The sequence below is a fragment of the Pseudomonas sp. YeP6b genome, from assembly GCF_025642995.1.
In the GTDB taxonomy this organism is placed as follows: domain Bacteria; phylum Pseudomonadota; class Gammaproteobacteria; order Pseudomonadales; family Pseudomonadaceae; genus Aquipseudomonas.
In genome coordinates, this window is record NZ_CP080090.1 from 1,453,902 (window position 1) to 1,478,220 (window position 24,319).

The following is a 24,319-nucleotide window of genomic DNA, read 5'->3' on the forward strand; positions in this document are numbered from 1 at the left end:
ACCTATGGGTTTTTCGCGTGACCCTGCCTATTACAAAAAGCCCGATACATCGCTCATTGACGACGCACATATCCAAAGGGAAAGGAATAATGGACGTAGCAGGTAATGGCTTCACTTTGTCTCAAAAAAGCAAGCGCGCTACAGGTTTCAAATCGATACCCCTCACGCCCATCGCACTCGGGCTGGCTTTATGGCTAAGCCAGGGGCCGATGGCCATGGCCGATGACGCCAGCCCCTACACCTCTCAAGTGTTGGATGCGGCGTTCAGGAAAGCCGTTGCATCGTTTGGCCCCGACACCGATGTCTACAAGAACCTGCGGTTTGCCTACGCCGATATCGTCGACCTCGCCGCCAAGGACTTTGCCGCCCAATCGGGCAAGTTCGATTCAGCCCTCAAGCAAAACTACGAGCTGCAGCCGGAAAACCTGACCATCGGCGCCATGCTTGGCGATACCAAACGGCCGCTGGACTATGCCTCGCGGCTGGATTACTACCGCAGCCGGCTCTTCAGCAACAACGGCCGCTACACCACTAATATTCTCGACTTCTCCAAAGCCATCATCGCCAACCTGCCGGCTGCCAAGCCCTACACCTACGTAGAGCCGGGCGTCAGCAGCAACCTCAACGGGCAACTCAACGCCGGCCAGTCCTGGGCCGCCGCCACCCGTGACTGGAGCGCCAACGCGCAAACCTGGAAAACCCCCGAAGCCCAGGTCAACTCCGGCCTGGACCGCACCAACGCGTATTACGCCTATGCCTTGGGCATGACCGGCAAGGGCGTGAACGTGGGCGTGCTGGACTCGGGCATCCTCACCGAACACTTCGAGTTCCAGGGCAAAAATGCCCAGGGCCAGGATCGCGTGCAGGCGGTGACGTCCACCGGCGAGTACTACGCCACCCATCCGCGTTACATCCACGACACGCCGGACGGGGAGTTTCAAAAAGGCGAGCATTTCAGTATTTCCGGTGAGTACGACCCGACCATCAACGACGGTCACGGTACGGAAATGTCCGGCGTGCTGGGCGCCAGCCGCAATGGCACCGGCATGCACGGCATCGCGTTTGACGCGAATATTTTTGTCGCCAATACCGGCGGCACCGACGACAACCGCTTCCAAGGCTCCAACGATCTGGACTACAACGCGTTCATGGCCAGCTACAACGCCCTGGCGGCGAAGAACGTGTCGATCGTCAACCAGAGTTGGGGGCAGAACTCGCGTAACGAGGTGGAAAACCACTTCGGCAATGTCGGCGACAGCGCGGCGGACAACGTGCGCGATATGAAGGCGGCCTATCGCCCGTTCTGGGACAAGGCCCACGCCGGGCAGAAAACCTGGATGGACGCCATGGCCGACGCCGCACGGCAAAACACCTTTATCCAGATCATTTCGGCGGGCAACGACAGCCACGGTGCCAACCCGGACACCAACGCCAACCTGCCGTTTTTCAAGCCGGATATCGAAGGCAAATTCCTCTCGATCACCGGCTACGACGAGACCAGCGCCCAGGTCTACAACCGCTGCGGCACCTCGAAGTGGTGGTGTGTGATGGGCGTTTCGGGCATTCCGTCGACCGGGCCTGAAGGCGAAATTATCCCCAATGCCAACGGCACCTCCGCCGCCGCGCCGAGCGTGTTCGGGGCCTTGGCGCTGGTGATTCAGCGCTTCCCCTACATGACCGCCAGCCAGGCTCGGGATGTGTTGCTGACCACCTCCAGCCTGCAAGCGCCGGATGGGCCGGACACGCCGGTGGGCACCCTGACCGGTGGCCGCACCTACGACAACCTGCAACCGGTGCACGATGTCGCGCCAGGCACGCCGCAAGTGCCGGGCGTGGTCAGCGGTTGGGGCTTGCCCAACCTGCAAAAAGCCATGCAGGGGCCAGGGCAGTTTCTCGGCTCAGTGGCAGTGGCTTTGCCCTCCGCCACACGCGATATTTGGGCCAACCCGATTTCCGACGAAGCCATTCGCGCCCGTCGTGTAGAAGACGCCACCGAGCAGGCCACCTGGGCGGCCACCCAGCAGCAAAAAGGCTGGCTGAACGGCTTGCCGGCCAATGCTTCGGCGGATGATCAGTTTGAATACGACATCGGCCACGCCCGGGAACAGGCGACGCTGGCACGCGGCAAGGATTTGCTCACCGGCACCACCTACGTCGGCAGCCTGGCCAAGTCCGGCGACGGCGAACTGGTGCTGGAAGGCCAGAACACCTACTCGGGCAGCACTTGGGTGCGCGGCGGCAAGCTGTCGGTAGATGGTTCGCTGACCTCTGCCGTGACCGTGGATGGCAGCGCCGTAGGCACACGCAATGCCGACAACGGCGTGATGACCACGCTGGGCGGCACGCTGGCCGGCAACGGCACGGTGGGTGCGTTGACGGTCAACACCGGTGGCCGCGTGGCACCGGGGCACTCGATCGGCACTCTGCACACCGGCGACGTGACCTTCAACCCGGGCTCTGTGTATGCCGTGGAAGTTGGCCCCAACGGGCAAAGCGACCAGATCCAGAGCAGCGGCGTCGCCACCCTCAACGGCGGTGTAGTGACCGTTTCCCTGGAAAACAGCCCCAACCTGTTGTCCGCCACTGAAGCCCGTAGCTTGCTGGGTCAGCCGTTCAATATCCTCAGCGCCAGCCAGGGCATCAATGGGCAGTTTACGGCGATCACGCCCAACTACCTGTTTATCGGCGCCCAACTGAACTACCAGCCGAATCAACTGAGCCTGGCGGTGGAGCGCAACCAGACGACCTTTGCCAGCATTGCGCAAACCCGCAACGAACGTGCCGTGGCGACGGCCGCCGAGGCGTTAGGCAGCGGCAGCCCGGTGTATGAAAGCCTTCTGGCGTCGGACTCGGCCGTCCAGGCGCGGGAGGCGTTCAAGCAACTCTCGGGGCAATTGCACTCGGACGTGGCGGCGGCGCAAATGGCTGACAGTCGCTACATCCGTGAAGCGGTCAACAGCCGCCTGCAACAGGCACAGGCGCTGGATTCCAGCGCGCAAATCGAGACCCGCGACAACGGTGGTTGGGTGCAGTTACTGGGCGGTCGCAATAACGTCAGTGGTGACAACAACGCCAGCGGTTATTCCTCGTCCACCAGCGGTGTGCTGCTGGGCCTGGACACCGAGGTCGGCGACGGTTGGCGTGTGGGCGCGGCTACCGGTTACACCCAAAGCCACCTCAACGGAGACGCTTTCGCCTCGGCCGATAGCGACAACTATCATCTGTCTGTTTACGGCGGTAAGCGTTTCGACGCGATTGCCTTGCGCCTGGGCGGCGCCACCACTTGGCACCGCATCGACAGCTCGCGGCGCGTGGCTTACGCCAACCAGTCGGACTACGACAAAGCCGACTACAGCGCGCGCACCGATCAAGTGTTTGCCGAGATCGGTTACACCCAGTGGAACCTGTTCGAACCCTTCGCCAACCTCACGTACCTGAACTACCAGAGCGATTCGTTCAAGGAGAAAGGCGGCGCCGCCGCCTTGCATGCCAGCAAGCAAAGCCAGGACGCCACGCTCTCGACCTTGGGCTTGCGCGCGCATACCCAAGTGCCGGTCAGCTCGACCTCGGCGGTCACGTTGCGCGGTGAGCTGGGCTGGGAGCATCAGTTTGGCGACACCGATCGTGACGCTTCGCTGAAGTTCGCCGGTAGCGACACCGCCTTTGCCGTCAACAGCGTGCCCGTGGCGCGTGACGGTGCGGTGATCAAGGCCAGCGCGGAAATGGCCTTGACCAAAGACACGCTGGTGTCCTTGAGCTACAGCGGTTTGCTCTCCAACCGGGGTAACAACAACGGGATCAATGCCGGGTTTACCTTCCGCTTCTAATCCCGGCGCTGTTGTTATAAAGGGCACAGGTATCTACGCAACTCTTTGTGTTGCTTTAAGCCTGTGGGGGGGTAGATTGAGTACATATCCGTTGCTGCGGTAACGGCGGCTATTGGTTCCGCCCTTACGGCGGGTCACTTTGGAAAAGAGCCCCAAAAGTAACCAAAGGGCTCTTGCCCCACCACTCGGTGCCTCGCCTAGGCTCGGCATGCCCTCACTCCGGCTTGAATCCGTGGGCCGCCGCCATGGGCCATCCTTGGCCCATCGCGGCTAACCCGGCGTCTTGCCGGGTTACCCACGGATTCAAGCCTGCGTTCGGCCATCGTGGTTTAACGGGGCGCCTCAGATCAAGATCAAGATCAAAAGCAAGAGCACGGCGGCCTGGTAGCCGACCTGAGTGGTAGAAGCAAAAGCAAGGCAAAAGCAGAGCAGAAGCAGAGCACCACCCTATCTAGCTGATGTAATGAGATCCCAATGTGGGGCGGGCTTGCTCGCGAAGGCGGTGTGTCAGTCAGCTCATGTGTAACTGCCACACCGCCTTCGCAAGCAAGCCCGCTCCCACAATTTTGACCGAGTTCGACTGCCAGACCGCAGTGCTCTGCTTTTCTGTGGGAGCTGGCTTGCCTGCGATGCAGACACCTCGGTGTATCAGGCATAACCAGTTGATGCCATCGCAGGCAAGCCAGCTCCCACATTAGATTGAGTTCAGTTTCAGAGATCAGGTCGGCTGTCAGGCCGCCTCGGTTTTGCTTTTGATTTAACCACTCAGGTCGGCTACTAGGCCGCCGTGCTGATCTTAGGCGCCCCGTTAAACCACGCTGGCCGAACGCGGCAGGACGCTTTAAACCGGCAGGACGCCGGTTTAACCGCGATGGGCCAAGCCCCCGGTTAAACCACGCTGGCCAACTTTGGGGCTCTTTTTCGCGTACCCGCAAAGTTTTGATCGCGCACCAAATAACATTCACCCGGATCCGCCGGTTTCCCGCGATGAGCCGCGGGGCCAGCGGGATAAACAGCCTGCGCAAAATTGACCCACGGGTTTACAATTGCCGCTGAGCGGAACCCCTGTGCTGAGCATCCGATTCCCAAGGTCGCGCCCTATGGTCGCACCGACAAAGCCGTGCGTTCGCGAAGCCGTGGTTACCTCGGGTGCGCATGCTTTTTCCGTCGACGGCGCCCCCGCCGTATTTGCTACCAATAGCAGTGTTACCCAAATAACCTGATCCCGATATGCCACCCATGCTCACCCGCGAAAACCAAAGAACTCAACCCGGAACCATGCCAAAAAGATGCGTAGATACGATGCTATAAAGGGCGCACTACGCCCCGTTTATTCATGGGATAAACAGCCTGCGCAAAATTGACCCACGGGTTTACGCCTTGCCGCTCCTGATCAGGAGTATCCCTGTGCTGACTCATCTCGATTCCCAACGTATTGTTTTGCGCGCATATGGTCGACGTCACCGACAAAGCCGAGATGGAAGGTGATTTCCGCACGGTTGATGCGGTGCGCCAGGCGCGGGTGCGCATGCTGCCTCGAACGAACCCCTGAAAATGATTGTCGAAACTCGATGAACCGGTGCAAGCCGACTTTTGGTTACTTTTGGGGCTCTTTTCCAAAAGTGACCCGCCGTAAGGGCGGAACCAATAGCAGCCGTTACCCAAATAACGGATATGTACCCAGCGCCCCCGCGAAAACCAAAGAACTCAACCCGAAAAAAAGATGTGTAGATACCGATGCTATAAAGGGCGCACTACGCCCCTTTATTCATGGGATAAACAGCCTGCGCAAAATTGACCCACGGGTTTACAATTGCCGCTCCTGATCAGGAGTATCCCTGTGCTGACTCATCTCGATTCCCAAGGTCGCGCCCATATGGTCGACGTCACCGACAAAGCCGTGACGTTCCGCGAAGCCGTGGCCGAAGCGCGGGTGCGCATGCTGCCCGACACCCTGAAAATGATTGTCGACGGCGCCCACCCCAAGGGCGACGTATTTGCCGTGGCCCGTATTGCCGGGATCCAGGCGGCCAAAAAAACCAGTGACCTGATCCCGCTGTGCCACCCGCTGATGCTCACCGGCGTCAAGGTCGAGCTGCGCGCCGATGGTGTGGACGCTGTGCATATCCTCGCGCGCTGCAAACTCAGCGGCCAGACCGGCGTGGAGATGGAAGCCCTCACCGCCGCCAGCGTCGCGGCGCTGACGATCTACGACATGTGCAAGGCCGTGGACCGTGGCATGACCATCGAAAGTATTCGCCTGCTGGAAAAGCTCGGCGGTAAAAGCGGGCATTTCAAGGCGGACCAGGCATGAGCATCAACGTATTGTTTTTTGCGCGCTACGCCGAGGCGGTGGGCTTTGACTCGCTGGAGATGGAAGGTGATTTCGCCACGGTTGATGCGGTGCGCCAGGCGCTGGCGGCAGACCCTGAGTTTGCAGTGCTCAACGAACCCAGCTTGATGTGCGCGCGCAACGAGGAGCTGTGTGGCCTCGATGAACCGGTGCAAGCAGGCGATGAAGTCGCGTTTTTTCCGCCCGTGACCGGAGGCTGATCATGGCGATTCGCGTACAGGCCGAGGCATTTGATCCAGGCTTCGAGGTCAACGCGATGCACGCGGCGAATGTTGGCGTGGGCGCGGTGGTGAGTTTTGTCGGCTATGTGCGCGACTTCAATGATGGGCGCGATGTGTCGGGGATGTTCCTTGAGCACTACCCCGGCATGACCGAAAAAGCCCTGGCTAAGATCGCCGTGGAGGCCGAGCAACGCTGGCCGTTGCTCAAGCTGGAAGTGCTGCACCGTATCGGCGCACTTGAGCCGGGCGAGCCGATTGTGTTCGTGGCCGCCGCCAGTGCGCATCGCCAGGCCGCGTTTGATGCCTGCGCATTTGTGATGGACTACCTGAAGACCCGCGCGCCGTTCTGGAAGAAAGAAAACACCCCGGAAGGCCCGCGCTGGGTGGAAGGGCGGGGCAGCGATCACGCGGCGGCGGATCGCTGGAAATAAGCCTGATGCAAAACCAAATGTGGGCGCTGGTCAGCTCCCACATTTTTTACCGCATTTGAGCCTTAAGGGCGCTTGCGCTCCACAGCCCGCAGCAAGTGCGTCGGCGGCGTTTCGCAGCTGATCTTGCGGCCCAGCAACGTCTCGATGGACGGCAACTGGTACGAGTCATCTTCACCGGCAAAGCTGATCGACACACCCGCAGCGCCTGCACGGCCGGTACGGCCAATGCGGTGCACGTAGTCGTCCGGCACTTCCGGCAGGGTGAAGTTGATCACGTGGCTGATGCCGTCGATGTGAATCCCGCGCCCGGCCACGTCGGTGGCCACCAGCACGCGAATCTTGCCTTCGCGAAAGCCTTCCAGGGTCTTGATGCGCTTGTGCTGCGGCACATCGCCCGACAGTTGCGCGGCGTTGACGCCATCACGCACCAGGCGTTCTTCGATGCGGCGCACTTCGTCCTTGCGGTTGGCAAACACCATGACGCGCTCCCAACCGTTGTCGTTGATCAGGTTGTAAAGCAGCTTGTACTTGTCGGCACCGGCCACGGCGTAGATGTGCTGTTCGACGTTTTCGCTGGCGACGTTCAGCGCTTCGATCTCGACGATGGACGGGTCGGTGGTCCACTGCTTGGCGAGGTTCATCACGTCTTCGGTAAAGGTCGCGGAGAACAGCAGGGTCTGGCGCTCGTTTTTCGGCGGGGTCTGGCGAATGATCTGGCGTACTTGCGGGATGAAGCCCATGTCGAGCATGCGGTCGGCTTCGTCCAGCACCATCACTTCGACCATGTCCAGGTGCACGTCGCCGCGCTGGTTGAAGTCGAGCAGGCGGCCAGGGGTGGCGACCAGGATGTCGCAGTGACGGGCTTCAAGGTGCTTGAGCTGCTTGTCGAAGTCCATGCCGCCCACGAACGTCATGACGTTGAGGCCGGTGTACTTGGTCAGGTCGGCGGCGTCCTTGGCGATCTGCACCACCAGTTCGCGGGTCGGGGCGATGATCAGTGCGCGCGGCTCACCCATGTAGCGCTCTTTGGGCGGCGGCGTCTGCAGCAACTGGGTGATGATCGAGATCAGGAACGCGGCGGTCTTGCCGGTGCCGGTTTGGGCGCGGCCAATGGCGTCTTTGCCCGCCAGGGTGAAGCCCAGCACTTGCGCCTGGATCGGTGTGCAGTACGGGAAACCCAGGTCCTGGATGGCGTGCATCAGTTCCGGGGCCAGCTTGAAATCGTGGAAGCGGGTTTTACCTTCCAGGGGCTCGACGGCGAAGTCTTCGAGCTTCCATGGCGTCACGGGCGGTTTGGGTGCACGTTCGCGGCGCGGTGCTTTGGGCGCAGGTGCAGGCTCGGCTTCAGCGGCTTTTACCGGTTCAGTCGGTGTCACCGGTGGCTTCTTCGGCGCGGCGACAGGTGCGGTCCGTTCTGGCTGTTGACCGTCGTTGCGGTTGCCGGGCTTGGGGGCAGGAGCACTGGGAACAGGCGCGAGCGGCTCAGCCTCGCTTTTGCCGAACATCTTCTTAAGTGCTTTGAGCACGGTGATCTCATTAATTGGTTAAGGAATGTACGCCGGCCAGTGTAATGCAAGAATCGGGCGCGGCGTAGTGCGTTGGTCATACGGCTACATAATGTATGGATTTCAGCCCAGCCGGGCGCTCAACCAGGTGCCGATATCGCGTATCTCTTCAGGTAACACTTCGTGGCCCATTGGGTATTCCTGCCATGTCACGGTGACACCACGGCTCTTCAAATGCTCGTAGGCGCTGCGGCCCATGGCGTTCTGCACCACGTCATCGTACTGGCCGTGCAGGCACAAGGTCGGAATACGCTGCTGGCTGGCGGAAATTTCCAGCTCGTCACCGAAGGTCGGCGCATAGGTGGAGAGGGCGATAACGCCACCCAGTGGTCCCTGCCATTTCAGGAAGGCGGTGTGGAAGACCACGGCGCCACCTTGGGAAAATCCAGCGAGGAAAATTCGCGAGGCGTCTATTCCGGTCCTCTTCTGCTCTTCGATCAAGTCCGTGAGCATTTTGGCGGACACTTCCAGCTCTTCCAGGCTGATCGAGCGGGCCGGGCTCATGGCCTTGATGTCGTACCAGCTGGGCATCTCGTAACCGCCATTGATGGTCACCGGACGCGTCGGCGCCTGGGGCAATACAAAGCGTGTGGACTGCAAGGTTTCCTGTAGCGCCTCGGCCACCGGCAGGAAGTCGTAGCGATCGGCACCCAGGCCATGCAACCAGATGACGCAGGCGTCTGCGGGCTTGGCGGGCTGAAGAATCAAGGGTTCGGTCATGTCTGCTCCATATATGTGCGTGCGCTCCGATAGGGTGCGTCGGAACGGTGCGCGACAGGTTGATCTGTTAAGAGAATGTCGCAAGGGTGAAAGTTTTTCTATTGACCATGGGCTGAAACGGCTCAGCCATCACTCTGGTACGGGCCTTGCTATGTGTAGGTCGATGTCAGAACTATCCCATGACGGTAACACTATCAGTGACTGCCGCTTGTGGGATAGCCACTGGAATTACCGCGACAACTTCATGCCGCTTGACCCCAAAAAAAGCCAACACGGGTTGATATCGCCTCATAAGGGTGCGCTGAGGTTGGAGCTCCGACACAACAAGAGCAAAACTGGAGGTTTGAATGAAGGTATTGAAATCCACCCTGGCCATTGTGACCGCGGCCGCTGTACTGGGTGTCAGTGGTTTTGCCCAAGCCGGCGCCACCCTGGACGCCGTGCAGAAGAAAGGCTTCGTGCAATGTGGCGTGAGTGACGGCCTGCCGGGTTTCTCGGTGCCGGATGCCAGCGGCAAGATCCTTGGGATCGATGCTGACGTTTGCCGCGCTGTGGCCGCTGCCGTTTTCGGTGATGCGACCAAGGTCAAGTTCAGCCAGTTGAATGCCAAGGAGCGTTTCACCGCGCTTCAATCCGGCGAAGTCGACATCCTGTCGCGTAACACCACCATGACCAGCTCTCGCGATTCGGGCATGGGCCTGAAATTCCCAGGCTTCATTACCTACTACGACGGCATTGGCTTCCTGGTTAACAACAAACTGGGCGTAAAAAGTGCTAAGGAACTGGACGGTGCAACCATCTGCATCCAGGCCGGTACCACCACTGAGTTGAACGTCTCTGACTTCTTCCGCGCCAACAACCTCAAATACACCCCGATCACCTTCGACACCTCTGATGAAAGCGCCAAGTCGCTGGAGTCGGGCCGTTGCGACGTGCTGACCTCCGACAAGTCCCAACTGTTCGCCCAGCGCAGCAAGTTGGCCTCGCCGAAAGACTACGTGGTGCTGCCGGAAACCATTTCCAAAGAACCACTGGGCCCAGTCGTGCGTAACGGCGACGACGAGTGGCTGGCCATCGTGCGCTGGGTTGGCTACGCCATGCTCAACGCTGAAGAAGCCGGTATCACCTCGAAAAACGTTGAAGCTGAAGCCAAGTCCACCAAAAACCCGGACGTTGCGCGTCTGCTCGGTGCTGACGGCGAGTACGGCAAAGACCTGAAAGTGAAAAAAGACTGGGTTGTACAGATCGTCAAGCAAGTCGGTAACTACGGTGAAGTGTTCGAGCGCAACCTGGGCAAGAGCACCCCGCTGGAAATCGACCGTGGCCTGAACGCGCTGTGGAACAACGGCGGCATTCAATACGCACCACCTGTGCGCTGATCGCTGATGGTTCTATCACCCGGTGGGCCAACCGCCGGGTGATGTTCTGTTCCATTATTTCCGGGGCACTTCATGCAAAATCAAATCGGCGCACCAAAGCAGAAGCTCAGCTTCAGCGATCCCAAAGTGCGTGCGTGGCTTTTCCAGATCATCACGATTGTGGCGGTGGTCTCGCTGGGCTGGTACCTCTTCAACAATACGCAAACCAACCTTCAGCACCGGGGCATTACCTCGGGTTTCGACTTTCTTGAACGCAGTGCCGGCTTCGGCATTGCTCAGCACCTGATCGACTACACCGAATCGGACACCTACGCCCGCGTCTTTGTGATCGGACTGCTCAACACCTTGCTGGTGACCGTGATCGGCGTGGTCCTGGCGACGTTGCTGGGTTTCGTCATCGGTGTGGCGCGTCTGTCGCCGAACTGGATGATCAACAAACTGGCGACGGTGTATGTGGAGGTGTTCCGCAACATTCCGCCGCTGCTGCAGATTCTGTTCTGGTATTTCGCGGTGTTCCTGACCATGCCGGGGCCGCGTGCCAGCCATAATTTCGGTGACACGTTCTTTGTCAGCAGCCGTGGCCTGAACATGCCGGCTGCATTGGCGGCTGACGGCTTCTGGCCGTTTGTGGTCAGTGTGGTCATCGCCATCGTGGCAATCGTGCTGATGACGCGTTGGGCCAACAAGCGCTTTGAAGCGACCGGGGTGCCGTTCCACAAGTTCTGGGCTGGCCTGGCATTGCTCATCGTGATCCCGGCGTTGTGCGCCTTGATGTTCGGCGCGCCGCTGCACTGGGAAATGCCCAAGCTGCAAGGTTTCAACTTTGTCGGCGGCTGGGTATTGATCCCTGAACTGCTGGCGTTGACCCTCGCGCTTACTGTCTATACGGCAGCGTTTATTGCCGAGATCGTGCGTTCGGGCATCAAGTCCGTCAGCCACGGCCAGACCGAAGCCGCGCGCTCCCTGGGCCTGCGCCCTGGGCCGACGCTGCGCAAGGTCATCATCCCGCAGGCCCTGCGGGTGATCATTCCGCCGCTGACCAGCCAATACCTGAACCTGGCGAAAAACTCGTCGTTGGCCGCCGGTATCGGTTACCCGGAAATGGTGTCGCTGTTTGCCGGTACGGTGCTCAACCAGACCGGGCAGGCGATCGAGGTTATTGCCATCACCATGAGCGTGTACCTGGCGATCAGCATCAGCATTTCCCTGCTGATGAATTGGTACAACAAGCGCATTGCGCTGATCGAGCGGTGAGGAAACACACATGAGTTCGCATACGTTCAAACCTGATATGCCACCGCCGAGCAAAGTCTTCGGGCCGATCGCATGGATGCGCGCCAACCTGTTTTCCAGCTGGCTCAACACCCTGCTGACGCTGTTGGCGTTTTACCTGATCTACCTGATTGTGCCGCCGATCCTGCACTGGGCCATCCTCGACGCCAACTGGGTCGGGACCACACGCGCTGATTGCACCAAAGAGGGCGCCTGCTGGGTGTTTATCCAACAGCGCTTCGGGCAGTTCATGTACGGCTACTACCCGGGCGATCTGCGCTGGCGCGTGGACCTGACCGTGTGGCTGGCCATCGTCGGCGTGGCGCCGTTGTTCATCTCGCGTTTTCAACGCAAGGCGATCTACGGCCTGAGCTTTCTGGTGCTGTACCCGATCATTGCCTACTTCCTGCTGCACGGCGGCATCTTCGGCCTGACCAACGTGGCCACCAGCCAATGGGGCGGCCTGATGCTGACCCTGGTCATCGCCACGGTCGGCATTGCCGGCGCGTTGCCGTTGGGCATTGTGCTGGCGTTGGGGCGGCGCTCGAACATGCCGGCGATTCGAGTGGTCTGCGTGACCTTCATCGAATTCTGGCGCGGCGTGCCGTTGATCACCGTGCTGTTCATGTCGTCGGTGATGCTGCCGTTGTTCCTGCCCGAAGGCATGGGCATCGACAAACTGCTGCGCGCGTTGATCGGCGTGATCCTGTTCCAGTCGGCCTACGTGGCTGAAGTGGTGCGCGGTGGCTTGCAGGCGATTCCCAAGGGGCAGTACGAAGCGGCCGCGGCGATGGGCTTGGGTTACTGGCGCAGCATGGGCCTGGTGATTCTGCCGCAAGCCTTGAAGCTGGTGATCCCGGGCATCGTCAACACGTTTATTGCGCTGTTCAAGGACACCAGCCTTGTGATCATCATCGGCCTGTTCGACCTGCTCAACAGCGTCAAACAAGCCGCCGCCGACCCGAAATGGTTGGGCATGGCCACTGAAGGCTACGTGTTCGCCGCCCTGGTGTTCTGGATTTTCTGTTTTGGTATGTCGCGCTATTCCATTCATTTGGAACACAAGCTCGACACAGGCCACAAGCGTTAGGAGTTGTTGTTATGAGCGAAGCGATCAAACAGCCTGTGAGCCCTGAAGGCATTATCCAGATGCAGGGCGTCAACAAGTGGTACGGCCAGTTCCACGTGTTGAAAGACATCAACCTCAACGTCAAGCAGGGCGAGCGTATCGTGCTGTGCGGCCCGTCGGGTTCGGGCAAGTCCACCACCATCCGCTGCCTCAACCGCTTGGAAGAGCACCAGCAAGGCCGCATCGTGGTCGATGGCGTGGAACTGACCAACGACCTCAAGCAGATCGAAGCGATCCGCCGTGAAGTCGGCATGGTGTTCCAGCACTTCAACCTGTTCCCGCACCTGACCATCCTGCAAAACTGCACGCTGGCGCCGATGTGGGTGCGCAAGATGCCCAAGCGCAAGGCCGAAGAAATCGCCATGCATTACTTGGAGCGTGTGCGCATCCCGGAGCAGGCCCACAAGTTCCCGGGGCAACTGTCCGGCGGCCAGCAACAGCGCGTGGCCATCGCGCGTGCCCTGTGCATGAAGCCGAAAATCATGCTGTTCGACGAACCGACCTCGGCGCTGGACCCGGAAATGGTCAAGGAAGTACTCGACACCATGATCGGCCTGGCCGAAGACGGCATGACCATGTTGTGCGTGACCCACGAAATGGGCTTTGCCCGCACCGTGGCCAACCGCGTGATCTTCATGGACAAGGGCGAAATCGTCGAGCAGGCGGCGCCGAATGACTTCTTCGACAACCCGCAGAATGATCGGACCAAGTTGTTCTTGAGCCAGATTTTGCATTGATCGACGTTTGAAGCGATAAACCCGGCCTGGTGCCGGGTTTATTTTTGCTTGTCTAGGACGCTTTGAGGGCGTCTTGCGTTTCGTTGTTGAGGGTGTAGGTGAAGGCGTTGCGCAGGTCTGCGCCTTCGGCCAGTTCTTTGGCATCGGTGAGCAAGTAGGGGTAACGATCCAGCAGGCGCATCAGCACCATCAACGGCTTGGGCGGTGCTATTTCGCCGCGTTCGTAGCGTGAGAATGCGTTGTGCCCGCCACCGGATAGCAACTCCACGGTTTGTTTTTGCGTGAGGTGCAGTTTGCGGCGGATGCGCTTCAGTTCGGCGCCCATCATCCGTCGTGCGGCGTGGAGCAGATCATCACCTGCCTTGGCATGGCGTTCGCAGCTATCGGGGTCATACATGCCGTCCTCGCACACCTGGCATTCCCAGCCCGACAGATCATCAATGCGCCGCTCCATACCTTTGATGCACAGGGTTTCGCTGCGGCCTTCAAAGCGTGTCATGGCGTCGGGGGCGCCACAGATATAGCAGTGTTGGGTGTTCATGGGTTCATCCCTTTGAAGGAGATCACCGGTGGGTTACTACCGGAGCAGTAAGTGACCTTGATGTAAATCTCCCGACCGTGTGAATGGATGTGGTAGACGTCATGCCAGACGCGGTGATCGGCATAAGTGGTCATCGACTGGTACAACATCCTGTTTTGCAGTTCGAAGACGACCGCTTGCATCTCAGTGAGATCAAGGTCGAGAGCCTCGCCGGTTTTCTTTGCCGCACGTGTGAAAGCCTTGGCACCAAGCCGCCTCACATCTGCCTTGACCACTGCCAGATCGTAATGAGGTGTGTACTTTTCCATAAGACACCTGAGTCCAACAATTACCCTCAGAGGGTAATTTTACCAATCGAAAATTCAGTTCCTTTTGTTGCCTCCGAACCCTAGTGCGTTGCCTTTGTAGGCAAGTCCGAATAGGCTGTAGGAAAATTCATCCTATGATTGGACGAAAGCGAAAAACCCATGACAGACATCGCCCCTCTGATCAAACGCTCCCTCGTTGACCAGGCCCTGGAGCAGTTGCGTCGGCGCATCACCGAAGGCAAGTGGGCCATCGGCGAGCGCCTGCCCACCGAGCCTGAGCTGTCTGCCGAGTTAGGCATCAGCCGCAACACCGTGCGCGAAGCCATGCGTGTGTTGGCGTTCTGCGGCTTGATCGAAATCCGCCAGGGCGACGGCAGTTATTTACGCTCGATGACCGACCCGCTGGGCGCGATGCGCGCATTGTCCCACTGCACCTTGGAGCAGGCGCAGGAGACGCGGCAGATTCTGGAAGTGGAGGCCATCGGGCTCGCGGCACTGCGCCGTACTGAAGACGATCTGAAACATTTACGCCAAGCCTTAAGCGTCAGCGCCGAGCTGTACCACGGTGACCTGGAGGCCTACATCAGCGCAGACCTGGTGTTCCACAAACACTTGGTCGATGCCGCGCACAACCCGGCCTTGAGCGAGCTGTACCAGTATTTCTCCGCCATTGTCGGCGCCCAGTTGCGCCAGACCCTGAATATCTCACCGCGTCGCCAGGCCGTGTTCGACCTGCATATCGCCCTGCTCGACGCCGTGGAGCACCAAGACCCGGAACGCGCCAAATCCCTCTGCCGGCAGTTGATCAATGAACCTTGAAGCCAAACGCACTACCGAACTCAAAACGCTGCTGATCGACGCCGAAGCCGACGACGACGTGGTGCAGCACACCCCGCCGGTGGTCGCGCGGCCGTGGCTGTTGCTGCTGGGCTTGATCCTGGTGGCGTTGAACCTGCGCCCGGCGCTGTCGAGCCTGTCGCCGCTACTGGCTGACGTCTCACACAGTCTCGGATTGTCGGCGGCCAAAGCCGGCTTGCTGACCACCTTGCCGGTGTTGTGCCTGGGGCTGTTTGCGCCCATGGCGCCGATCCTGGCCCGGCGTTTTGGCGCCGAGCGGGTCGTGCTGGGGATTCTGCTGACGTTGGCTGCCGGCATTATTCTGCGCAGTTCGTTCGGTGAGGTCGGCCTGTTCGCCGGCAGCCTGATTGCCGGTGCGAGCATCGGCATCATCGGCGTGTTGCTGCCGGGTATCGTCAAGCGTGACTTTGCCAAACAGGCCGGCACCATGACCGGCGTGTACACCATGGCGCTGTGCTTGGGCGCCGCGTTGGCGGCCGGCTCGACGGTGCCGCTGAGCCGGTATTTCGGCGACAGCTGGAGCATCGGCCTGGGCTTCTGGATTCTGCCGGCGCTGGTGGCGGCATTGTTCTGGTTGCCGCAAGTCGGGCAGAAACACGGCGCGCATCAAGTCGCCTATCGCGTGAAGGGTTTGCTGCGCGACCCGCTGGCCTGGCAGGTGACCTTGTACATGGGCCTGCAATCGTCGCTGGCCTACATCGTGTTCGGCTGGTTGCCGTCGATCCTGATCGGCCGTGGGCTCACGCCGACTCAAGCGGGGCTGGTGCTGTCGGGCTCGGTCATCGTGCAACTGGCCAGTTCCCTCGCCGCGCCGTGGTTGGCTACGCGGGGTAAGGACCAGCGGCTGGCGATCGTGGTGGTGATGCTGCTGACCCTCGGCGGCCTGTTCGGGTGCTTGTATGCACCGCTCGACGGCCTGTGGGGTTGGGCGATCTTGCTGGGCCTGGGCCAGGGCGGCACCTTCAGCCTGGCGCTGACCTTGATCGTGTTGCGCTCGCGGGACGCCCACGTGGCCGCCAACCTGTCGAGCATGGCCCAGGGCATCGGCTACACGCTGGCGTCCCTCGGGCCGCTGGCGGTTGGCCTGGTGCACGATTGGACCAGTGGTTGGTCGGCGGTCGGCTGGATTTTCGCGGTGCTCGGTTTGGGCGCAATCATCGCTGGGCTTGGCGCCGGACGCGCACGGTATGTGCAGGCTACCTGCGAGAAGCGCTGAGGCTACACCGTGCGTGTCCGGTTTGAGGTCGCCGTTACAGGTACTTCACTTCCACTGTTGTCGAACCATCGATAGTCACTTCACTGCTCAGGTCCATGTCCTCGGTACCGTAGATGATGCTTTGTACATGCAGGTCGACGACCAGCTCCTTCGTCGGCAGCGGTAGGTTGTCCCCGTCGATAGTGGCAACGGACATATAGTAGCCTGGCGCCCAGTCGTCTTCCTTGGCCCAAGTGGTGTTGTCCCAGGACGTAATGGTCTGCACCGCCACGCCGTCGGCGATAGGTTTTTCCAGCCACAGCAAGTAAGCGCCCAATGTTTGCGTGCCTTCGAGCATGCCCAGACGGTAGTAGGATTGAACGCCCGAGGCGCGGTTGTCGGTGGAACGAAAAGCAAATGCAAGCGCTGCGTCGCAGCTTATGGTCAGGGTCAGGGTGTGATTGCCGATGACGGTGGGGTTGTCCGGTTTCAAGTCTTTAGCGGCGATCTTGCCGTGATCAATCACGCCCCCGTTGGACATATTGGGGGTGCAGGCGCTGGGTGTGATCAGGCCCTTGACTGCCAGGTCGACACTGCTGGCAGCTGAAACACCGGTGGCAGCAGTCAGTAACACCGCGGCGGTGACGGCAGGGAAAAGCATTTTCATTTGTTGGGTACTCCTGGGGGTTGAAAGAGGTGGGTACTACAGGTAAACCACTTCCAGCGTGGCGGAGCCGTCCATGAGCGTCTCCACACTCAAGTCCAAGTTCTGCTTGGCGTTGATCACCGCTTCCAGCGTCAAGGTGCTGGTCAGGTTCTGGATAGCCGAAGGCCCGGCGGTGCTGCCGGCCACATCGGTAAAGCCGAGCAAGCTCTTGGAGCCGATATCGATGGGGTTGCTGTTGGACGTGCGCCACGCCAGGCCACCGGTGGTGGATTCGGTGCCGTAGGTCACCGGCAGGGCATCGGCCACTGTCTGTTTGGGATCGAAGCTCACCGAGTACACGCCGAGTTTGTTGCCCGCGCTGTCCAGCCCCAGCCCGTAATAGATCTCGCTGCTGACGTGGGCGCTGCCGTCGCGGTTATCGCGCATGCGCAGGGCGAAACGGCCGGGGGCGTTGCAACTGATAGTCAAGGTCAGCGACTTGAGCGGCAGCCGAGTGCCCGTGGCCTGGTTGAGGTCCTTCTGGGAGATCTTGCCGAAGTCGATCACACCGCCGGCGGACAGCACGGGGGTGCAGGCCATGGGCGTGATCAGGCCGCCGACAGTCAGTTCGGCGGTGGAGGCGGCTTGGGCCGTGGATGCGTTGGTCAACCACGCACAGGCAGTTAACGCCATCAACAACGTTTTCATAGTTAAGCTCCTATAAGTACTTCACGGTCAGCGTCATAGAGCCGTCGATGGGGACTTCTTGCGTCAACGACAGCGTGTTGGCCGGGGCGATGCTGGGCTCGATCGACACCACCGCGGTCAACCGTTGTATCGACGCCGGAGTGGTCAATGTTTTGTTGGGGGTGAATGCGCTCAGGAAGTGCGGCGACAGGATGGTCGTCGGAGCCCAGCTAGAGGGGCCACTCGAGCCGATGGGGTACATCTGGACGCCGTCGGCCATGATCGAATCGACTTCTAATATCACTGAGCCCAGCCTTTGGGTGCCGTTGATCAACCCCAAGCCGAACTTAAAGCTTTCATCGCCGGCGTAACTGGAGCCAAGGCGGTTGTCCCGTGGCTCCAGGGCCAACAAGGTCGATGCTGCGCAGTTGATCGACAGTTGCAGGCTGTGAGGGGGCAGCTTGGTAGGTTGATCGAGGTTCAGGTCGCTGGCAGCAATCTTGCCCAGGTCATACACGCCACCATTGGACAGGCTCGGTTCGCAGGCGCTAGGGGTTATCAGGCCAGTGACGCTCAGGTCAACGCTGGAGGCCGCCTGTGCCGCCAAGCCGGTGGCCAGGCATGAAAAGGCGGTCAGTAAGATCAGAATCGGTTTCATCGTGTGCCTATAAATAGTGAATTTCGAGAGTGCCCGCACCGTCCAGCCGCACCTCACTGCTCAGATCCAGTGAGCCCAAGGGCGCTATGACCGCTTCCAGGCTCAACGTGGCGTTGAGGTTTTGAATGGCGCTGGGGCCGCCGGTGCTGCCGGATGCAGCGCTAAAACCCAGGTAGCGATTGGCGCCCACGGCAGCGACGCTTGCACTGGCGCTGCTCCAGGGCTGCGTGCCGGTGGCGGAGTCGGTTTGGAATACTCGAGCGAAGTTGTCGGCGGTGATGCGCGCAGGGTCGAACAACAGCCGGTAGCGGCCGATCTTCTGTCGGCGCGCGTCCAGGCCCAGCCCATAAGCGCTTTCATCGGCGCCGCCGGTGGCTGAGCCCAGGCGATTGTCTTGCATGCGCAACGCGAAGGCGGTCGGCCCGTCGCACGTCACACTCAGTGACAAGGGGCGTGGGGCCAGGACGGTGTCCTTGTCCAGATTCAGGTCGCTGACCGACAGCTTGCCCAGCTCCACATGGCCGCCGTTGGACAGCACGGGTGTACACGCCGCCGGGGCAAAGCGCGCTTGCAGGCGCAGTTCCCGCGAGCGCCCGGCAGCGACGGCGTCGAACAACCCGGCGACATCCCAAGTCACGGCATCGCGCACCCGCGCGGCGTCTTCGCGGGCCCAGGCACTGGCGTTGATTTGCATCGACAAGTTGCGCCCGGTCACTGCCACGCCGCCGCGCATCGGCACGAGGCCGTGGTCCGGTTGCCAGTGCAGTTGGGCGCTGACAGCGGAGGGCGGCTGCCCCTGGCCCGCAATCAAACCCAACTCCACCGCCTGGCCGTCCAGCACGGCTTCGCTGACACGCAGGCCGTAGCTGCCGCGCTCGGTAAAGAGAAAGCGCTCCGGCCCCGCGCTCAGCCCGCGATAAAACACGCCCAGGTCGGTGGGCTGCGGGCAGTTCAGCGTCAGGCTGATACGCCGCTCGCCCAGCAAGCGTTCGGGCGCGGGGGCCAACGCCACGGCGCGGTTCATCAGGCCGAAGTCCAGTTGCGCCTGGCTAAGGTTGAGCTGGCATTCTTCGGCGCCCCAGGCACTGGCGCTCAGCAGCACCAGGCTCAGGGGGTAAAACGTGTATTTCAGGCCCATGGTGTGAGTCCTCATGGCTGGTGGCACCGGGCCGGTGCGGTTTCGAAATACACCTCGGGGTCGGCGTCTTCCGGCAGTTCAAAGGTGAGTCGGCAACGTGGCTGCCCCGGTGCCTTGACCCACAGCGGGCGCGGGTCAAGCACGTCGGGCAGGAACACTTGGCTGCCTTCCTGCATCAGGGTGATGAACTCGCCTTCAGTGGTGCTCACGGTTGCGCCGCGTGGCAGCGGCTGGCCGTTATCGGTGGTCACGTTCAACAGCGCACGCCGGGTGAGGGCCACACCGAATTGGACTTTGTCCACGGCACCACGGCCGGCGGCGATCACTGCCAGGCCGTTGTGGATATCGGCGTTGCGCGGCAGCGAACGGGTCTGCACTTCCACCGGGCTGCGCCCATAAGCGCTGACTTGCGGCACCACGGCCTGGCCTTGCCAGTCGGTCCATACCGGGCCGCTTGGGGTGGTGACCTTGATGCCGGCCATTTCGCCCACCGACACCAGTGCAAACGTGTCGCGCACCGGGTACGGCGAGAAGGTCACGCCGTCCCCATGCAACACCACCCCGCCGCGCGCGCCACCTTGGTAGCTGGCTCGTTCGTCGTCGCTGCGGGTGTAGTTGAAGTCCAGCTGGCTGTACCACGGCAGTGCCGACACGCCGACCGACGACTCGACTTCACGGTCACGGCTGTCACGCTCCACGCCCACTCGGTAACTCAGTTGATCGTTGAGTTGCTCGTTCACGCCCACACCCAGGCGGTGCTCGCCGCCGGCGTTGCGTGCCCACGCGCGACCACGGCGGGTTTCACCCAGCGGCACGCTGATGTTCAGGTAAATGCTGTCGTCGTTCTGCTGGCGGCCGCCTACCTGCCATTCGGCGCTGGCCGACACCGACACCCGGCCAAAACTGGTGCCCCAGGACGCCAGCGCGCGGCTGCTGCTTTCACCGTTGTAAGACGCCGTGCGTGAGACCCCGGCGCTGAATGCACCCAAGGCCGGATGCGCCCACGACGCAGTAGCGCTCTGCTGGTCGCGGTAGCGCGAGCGCTGTTGATCGTCGCTATTGCCGACGTAGGTTGAATCCTCAAGGTCGCGGTAACCCTGGGAACGCCAGGAAGCTGCGGTGCTCACCGACCAGCTGTCATTCAAGCGCTGCGACCAGGACACATCGCTTTGCACCCCGCGCTCTGTGCCCTCGCGCTTGGGGCTGGCTTGGGCTGCCTGTGCGGAGAACTGCAGTTGGCTGTCCTGCCAGGGCAACCAGCCAAGGCTTGCGCCTGCTGAGCGATAGGCGTCCGCCACCAGCCCGCCTGCGCTGAGGCTCAGTTGCGGGTGCAGCGGGCCGCTCCAGCCCGCGCTGACCACCCAGGGCTCGCGGCCATCGCTGTCGCCGATCTGGCGCACACGCCCGGCCGCCACCGAATAGCCCGGCGCCGGTAGGCCCAGGCCGAGCATAGCGGCGGGCACGGTAAAGCGGCGTTCTTCGCCGGTGGTTTCCTTGACCGTGACTTCCACGTCGGAACGGCTGTTCAAGCGGCGCACATCGGGCAGGGCAAACGGCCCGGCGGGTACCACGGTGGAGTGGATCAACGCGCCGTTCTGACGGATTTCCACCTGGGCCGGGCTGTTGGCGATACCGGTGATAGTCGCGCCCTGGTTCTGGTCTTGCAGCGCAGTTTCGGTCAGCACTTGGGCGCCGGTAATCTGCGTGCCGGCCAGCACCGGGTTGTAGAGGCTGATTTGCCCGGCCTGCAACACTGCCTGCTGCTCGGCGAATGTGCGCTGGGCGTAGGCATCCAAGTGGGTGGTGCGCGAGCGGCGGTCCTGCCAGGTTTTCACCTGGCGGCTGCGCACGATCCAGTCGCCGGCGTTGAAGCCGACTTCGGTGTTGGCTGAGCCGAAGCGGCTGGTGGTGTCGCCGAACTCGTTGTAGAGGCCGGTCAAGTCGTAGTTGAGCAGCAAGGCCTGGCCACCGGTCTGGTAGCCGGAGATGTCTTGCTGGGCAGGGCGCAGGGCGTCGGTTGACACCACCAGGGCCAGGCTCAGGGCGGCGGGGTCTTGCTCGATCACGGTTTGCGGGTAGCGTTCGATAAACCGCTGGCAGGTGGGCACCCCGTTCTCATCGGGCACTGTCAGGTTGCCCGCATCCAGCAGGGCGCGGTTGAAACAGAGGCTGCCCTGGCGGTCGAACTCCACATCCACTCGGCCGCGACGCAGGCCGTTGACACTCAAATTGACGGCATGCCGGCCTGCCGTGAAACGCGGGGCTTGCAGCAGCAGGTTGGCCAGTTCCGGGTCGATGCCGCGCCGTGACAAGGTCTGGGGGTCGAAGGAACCGGCGATCAGCGCGTCACCCGCCAGCGCTGTCTCGCACGGCAGTGCGCCGCCCAGGGTCAGTGCCAGCCCGGTGAGTAGGGTGCGTGCGCGGTGCGGTGAAACGCCAGGCACGGCGCTGCCGTCGCGGTCAGTTATTACTGTGCTCACAAGGTCGTACTCAAGTGTTGGGTGGCTTTGGCAAGCCACTCTTTTTTATAGGGCGATGAGTTTTTATAAGGTGATGAGTTTTTAGAGGGTGAGGGGTGCTTCGTAAGGTGCCACGGCAAAGCCATACACCGTGGCCGGCTGCAGTTGCACGCGGTTTGCGCCGGTGCCGCTGGCTGTTACGTTCAGGGTTTCACCCGGCAGCACATAGGTGCGCGGCAGCAGGGCCGAGCCGCTGCCGGGCAGCAGTCGCAGTTCCTGGGCCAGGCGCACCACGTAAGGGCTCGGGTTGTGCACGCTCAATTGGTCACGGTTCAGGCGCCACTCCAACCCGGTCCAGGGCGTGCGGTTGGGGGCCAGGCCCTTGGGATGCACAATCACCGGCAGGTTCTGGCGCACCGTCACACCGACTTGGGCGTGGCCGGCCTGGGCCGCCGAACGACCTTGTGGCATGCCTTCGAAGATCACCCGTTTCAAGCGTTGGGTGGCCAAGGGCTCGGGCGATTGCAGGATGAAGCGGATGAGCTGGCTCTTGCCCGGTTCGACCCGGGCCAGGGGCGGGGTGACAAACAGCAGCGTCGCCTTGTCTTCGGGAATGTCTTCAAGGGTGACGTGCAGCAGGGCCAGCTTATCGTCGGTGTTGGTCACGGTCACCGACGCTTCGCCATCGGCCTCGTTAACGATCACCACCGAGGTGTCGGGCACCATGCCGTCGGCCAGCGCCAAGGCAGGGCCGCCGATTGCCAGCGTGAGCGCAGCGAAGTAAAGACCGCTCACGCGAGCGAAGATGAAGGCGCGGGTGAAAAAGGGTAGGGCAGGCATGGCTACAAGTACCTCAGGTCAAGCACGATGGAACCGTCCAACGGCACTTCCTGTTTGAGAGTCAAATAGGCGGCGGCATTGATGGACGTGTTGATTTGCAGGCTGGCGTTCACCAGGCGGTGGGGTTCGGGCACCAGCGTGCCCGGGCGGGCGAACCCCATGTAGATGTTCGGGAAGGCATTGGACTCTGGAAACCAGGTCTCCCCTTTGTTGCTGGAGGCCAGCACGAGTAGGCGCTCGCCGTCGCCCATGGCCTCGCGAAATCCCAGGGAAACCGTGCCCAGCCGCTCGGAAGGCACATGGATATTGGTACCCAGGCCGTAATAAAAGCCCGGCCCCAGCGAGGAGTCGGCGCGATTGTCCACACCCACCAATACGTACAGCACCGGCTCGTTGCAGCTCACACTCAGGTCCAGCGTTTGAGTGGGCAAGGGGCTGAATTCGTGCTGGTTGAGGTTGCGTGCCGGCAGCTTGCCGTGGTCGACGATGCCATTGGCAGACAACGTGGGGATGCAGGCGCTGGGTGTGATCAGACCGGTAACGTTGAGCTCAATGCTGGACGACGCCAGCACCAGCGAGCTGGCACCGAGCAGGCAAAACGTGGCGATAAAGCGTGAATAAATATGCTTCATGGGATGGGGGCCGGCTGCCTGATTCATCGTGTGTGTACAGGGCAAGGGCAGACGTTTTAAGGCCTGCCTTTGCTCGACTCGGATGCCGTTACAAGTAGCGCACGGTGAGGGTCACCGAACCGTCGATGGCGACTTCGTTGGTGAGGGTCAGCTCACTGGTTTTGGCGATCTGGGGCTGAACGTACAAGTCCGCGGCCCACAGTTGGACTGGGATCGGCGAATTGACGCCGGCCACGGCGGGTGCGAGGAGGTTGTCGCGCATCAGGTTGCGCTCGGAGCTCCAAGTGACGCCACCGTCGTAGGAACCGACGCTGTTGATCGGCACGCCATCGGCGACCGAATTCAACAGCTGCAGGGTCATGTTGCCGAGTTTTTCCGTGCCGTTGATGAGGCCCAGGCCAAACTCCATCAAATCGTTGTTGCTGTCAGACCCTTCGCGGTTGTCCTTGGCCTCCATGGCCATCAGGGTGGCGGCGTCACAGGTGACGGTGAATTGCAGGATGTTTAGGGGCAGAGCGGTCTGTTTGTCGGCGTTCAAATCCTTGGCCGAAATTTTGCCGTAGTCCACCGCGCCCCCGTTGGACAGCGCCGGGACGCAGGCACTTGGGGTAATCAGACCTTTGACCGTCAGGTCGACGCTGGAGGCGGCAAAGGCAGTGCCAGCAGCCGCGAGCATCAGGCCGCCGAGCACGGTATTGAGGGACTTGCTCATGGTGTTGCTCC

Annotated in this window: 22 protein-coding genes; 10 read left to right on the forward strand and 12 right to left on the reverse strand. The window is 61.3% G+C overall.

The window, feature by feature from the left end; translation table 11 throughout:
• Nucleotides 1-89 precede the first annotated feature (89 nt).
• The 4 genes from KZH41_RS06505 to moaE all read left to right on the forward strand — a co-directional run bounded on the left by KZH41_RS06505 (nt 90) and on the right by moaE (nt 6,832).
• The gene (locus tag KZH41_RS06505) at nt 90-3,827 is read left to right on the forward strand and encodes an autotransporter domain-containing protein (protein ID WP_263274544.1); all 3,738 of its coding nucleotides are present in this window, start codon (nt 90-92) and stop codon (nt 3,825-3,827) included.
• A gap of 1,840 nt (nt 3,828-5,667) precedes the next feature.
• Complete coding sequence (moaC, locus tag KZH41_RS06510) at nt 5,668-6,141, forward strand: cyclic pyranopterin monophosphate synthase MoaC (RefSeq protein WP_056858942.1); 474 nt, start codon at nt 5,668-5,670, stop codon at nt 6,139-6,141.
• Nucleotides 6,138-6,380 (forward strand): molybdopterin converting factor subunit 1, encoded by a 243-nt coding sequence (gene moaD / locus KZH41_RS06515; protein WP_242154551.1) that lies wholly within the window; start codon nt 6,138-6,140, stop codon nt 6,378-6,380. Before moaC ends, moaD begins: the two co-directional genes overlap by 4 nt.
• A 2-nt stretch (nt 6,381-6,382) precedes the next feature.
• Nucleotides 6,383-6,832, forward strand: a complete 450-nt coding sequence (gene moaE / locus KZH41_RS06520) for a molybdopterin synthase catalytic subunit MoaE (RefSeq protein WP_094951926.1) — start codon at nt 6,383-6,385, stop codon at nt 6,830-6,832.
• A 62-nt stretch (nt 6,833-6,894) separates the two neighbouring features.
• Here the strand turns inward: moaE and rhlB are convergent, their stop codons facing one another.
• Both rhlB and KZH41_RS06530 read right to left on the reverse strand, forming a co-directional pair.
• The gene (gene rhlB, locus KZH41_RS06525; RefSeq protein WP_094951925.1) at nt 6,895-8,364 is read right to left on the reverse strand and encodes an ATP-dependent RNA helicase RhlB; all 1,470 of its coding nucleotides are present in this window, start codon (nt 8,362-8,364) and stop codon (nt 6,895-6,897) included.
• Between the two features lie 96 nt (nt 8,365-8,460).
• Nucleotides 8,461-9,117: an alpha/beta hydrolase gene (locus tag KZH41_RS06530; RefSeq protein ID WP_094951924.1), complete on the reverse strand. Its 657-nt coding sequence runs from the start codon at nt 9,115-9,117 to the stop codon at nt 8,461-8,463.
• 347 nt (nt 9,118-9,464) lie between these two features.
• Here KZH41_RS06530 and KZH41_RS06535 point away from each other — a divergent pair, with 347 nt between their 5' ends.
• The 4 genes from KZH41_RS06535 to KZH41_RS06550 all read left to right on the forward strand — a co-directional run bounded on the left by KZH41_RS06535 (nt 9,465) and on the right by KZH41_RS06550 (nt 13,634).
• Nucleotides 9,465-10,496 (forward strand): amino acid ABC transporter substrate-binding protein, encoded by a 1,032-nt coding sequence (locus KZH41_RS06535; RefSeq protein WP_094951923.1) that lies wholly within the window; start codon nt 9,465-9,467, stop codon nt 10,494-10,496.
• A 72-nt stretch (nt 10,497-10,568) separates the two neighbouring features.
• A complete protein-coding gene (locus KZH41_RS06540) occupies nt 10,569-11,750 on the forward strand; it encodes an amino acid ABC transporter permease (protein ID WP_094951922.1) in 1,182 nt (393 codons plus the stop codon).
• 10 nt (nt 11,751-11,760) lie between these two features.
• A complete protein-coding gene (locus KZH41_RS06545) occupies nt 11,761-12,858 on the forward strand; it encodes an amino acid ABC transporter permease (protein ID WP_094951921.1) in 1,098 nt (365 codons plus the stop codon).
• A gap of 11 nt (nt 12,859-12,869) precedes the next feature.
• On the forward strand, nt 12,870-13,634 hold the full coding sequence (locus KZH41_RS06550; protein WP_003171943.1) for an amino acid ABC transporter ATP-binding protein: 765 nt from the start codon (nt 12,870-12,872) through the stop codon (nt 13,632-13,634).
• Nucleotides 13,635-13,686: 52 nt separating this feature from the next.
• Here the strand turns inward: KZH41_RS06550 and KZH41_RS06555 are convergent, their stop codons facing one another.
• Both KZH41_RS06555 and KZH41_RS06560 read right to left on the reverse strand, forming a co-directional pair.
• A complete protein-coding gene (locus KZH41_RS06555) occupies nt 13,687-14,175 on the reverse strand; it encodes a type II toxin-antitoxin system MqsA family antitoxin (RefSeq protein ID WP_094951920.1) in 489 nt (162 codons plus the stop codon).
• Nucleotides 14,172-14,483: a type II toxin-antitoxin system MqsR family toxin gene (locus KZH41_RS06560; RefSeq protein ID WP_263274545.1), complete on the reverse strand. Its 312-nt coding sequence runs from the start codon at nt 14,481-14,483 to the stop codon at nt 14,172-14,174. Before KZH41_RS06560 ends, KZH41_RS06555 begins: the two co-directional genes overlap by 4 nt.
• Before the next feature lie 159 nt (nt 14,484-14,642).
• Between KZH41_RS06560 and KZH41_RS06565 the strand changes: the two genes are divergently transcribed.
• Nucleotides 14,643-15,302, forward strand: coding sequence for a FadR/GntR family transcriptional regulator (locus KZH41_RS06565; RefSeq protein WP_094951930.1), 660 nt, complete (start codon nt 14,643-14,645; stop codon nt 15,300-15,302).
• A complete protein-coding gene (locus KZH41_RS06570; protein WP_263274546.1) occupies nt 15,292-16,557 on the forward strand; it encodes a CynX/NimT family MFS transporter in 1,266 nt (421 codons plus the stop codon). Before KZH41_RS06565 ends, KZH41_RS06570 begins: the two co-directional genes overlap by 11 nt.
• Nucleotides 16,558-16,591: 34 nt before the next feature.
• Here the strand turns inward: KZH41_RS06570 and KZH41_RS06575 are convergent, their stop codons facing one another.
• The 8 genes from KZH41_RS06575 to KZH41_RS06610 all read right to left on the reverse strand — a co-directional run bounded on the left by KZH41_RS06575 (nt 16,592) and on the right by KZH41_RS06610 (nt 24,308).
• Complete coding sequence (locus KZH41_RS06575) at nt 16,592-17,203, reverse strand: DUF1120 domain-containing protein (RefSeq protein ID WP_263274547.1); 612 nt, start codon at nt 17,201-17,203, stop codon at nt 16,592-16,594.
• A gap of 36 nt (nt 17,204-17,239) precedes the next feature.
• The gene (locus KZH41_RS06580; protein ID WP_094951916.1) at nt 17,240-17,890 is read right to left on the reverse strand and encodes a DUF1120 domain-containing protein; all 651 of its coding nucleotides are present in this window, start codon (nt 17,888-17,890) and stop codon (nt 17,240-17,242) included.
• A 10-nt stretch (nt 17,891-17,900) separates the two neighbouring features.
• A complete protein-coding gene (locus KZH41_RS06585; protein ID WP_263274548.1) occupies nt 17,901-18,527 on the reverse strand; it encodes a DUF1120 domain-containing protein in 627 nt (208 codons plus the stop codon).
• Between the two features lie 7 nt (nt 18,528-18,534).
• Nucleotides 18,535-19,665, reverse strand: coding sequence for a DUF1120 domain-containing protein (locus KZH41_RS06590; protein WP_263274549.1), 1,131 nt, complete (start codon nt 19,663-19,665; stop codon nt 18,535-18,537).
• An 11-nt stretch (nt 19,666-19,676) separates the two neighbouring features.
• Nucleotides 19,677-22,145, reverse strand: a complete 2,469-nt coding sequence (locus tag KZH41_RS06595; RefSeq protein WP_263274550.1) for a fimbria/pilus outer membrane usher protein — start codon at nt 22,143-22,145, stop codon at nt 19,677-19,679.
• An 81-nt stretch (nt 22,146-22,226) separates the two neighbouring features.
• Nucleotides 22,227-22,964 carry a fimbria/pilus chaperone family protein gene (locus KZH41_RS06600; protein ID WP_094951912.1) on the reverse strand — a complete coding sequence of 246 codons (738 nt, stop codon included), beginning with the start codon at nt 22,962-22,964 and terminating at the stop codon, nt 22,227-22,229.
• Between the two features lie 2 nt (nt 22,965-22,966).
• Nucleotides 22,967-23,596 carry a DUF1120 domain-containing protein gene (locus KZH41_RS06605; protein ID WP_094951911.1) on the reverse strand — a complete coding sequence of 210 codons (630 nt, stop codon included), beginning with the start codon at nt 23,594-23,596 and terminating at the stop codon, nt 22,967-22,969.
• An 88-nt stretch (nt 23,597-23,684) separates the two neighbouring features.
• The gene (locus KZH41_RS06610; protein ID WP_242154562.1) at nt 23,685-24,308 is read right to left on the reverse strand and encodes a DUF1120 domain-containing protein; all 624 of its coding nucleotides are present in this window, start codon (nt 24,306-24,308) and stop codon (nt 23,685-23,687) included.
• Nucleotides 24,309-24,319 lie beyond the last annotated feature (11 nt).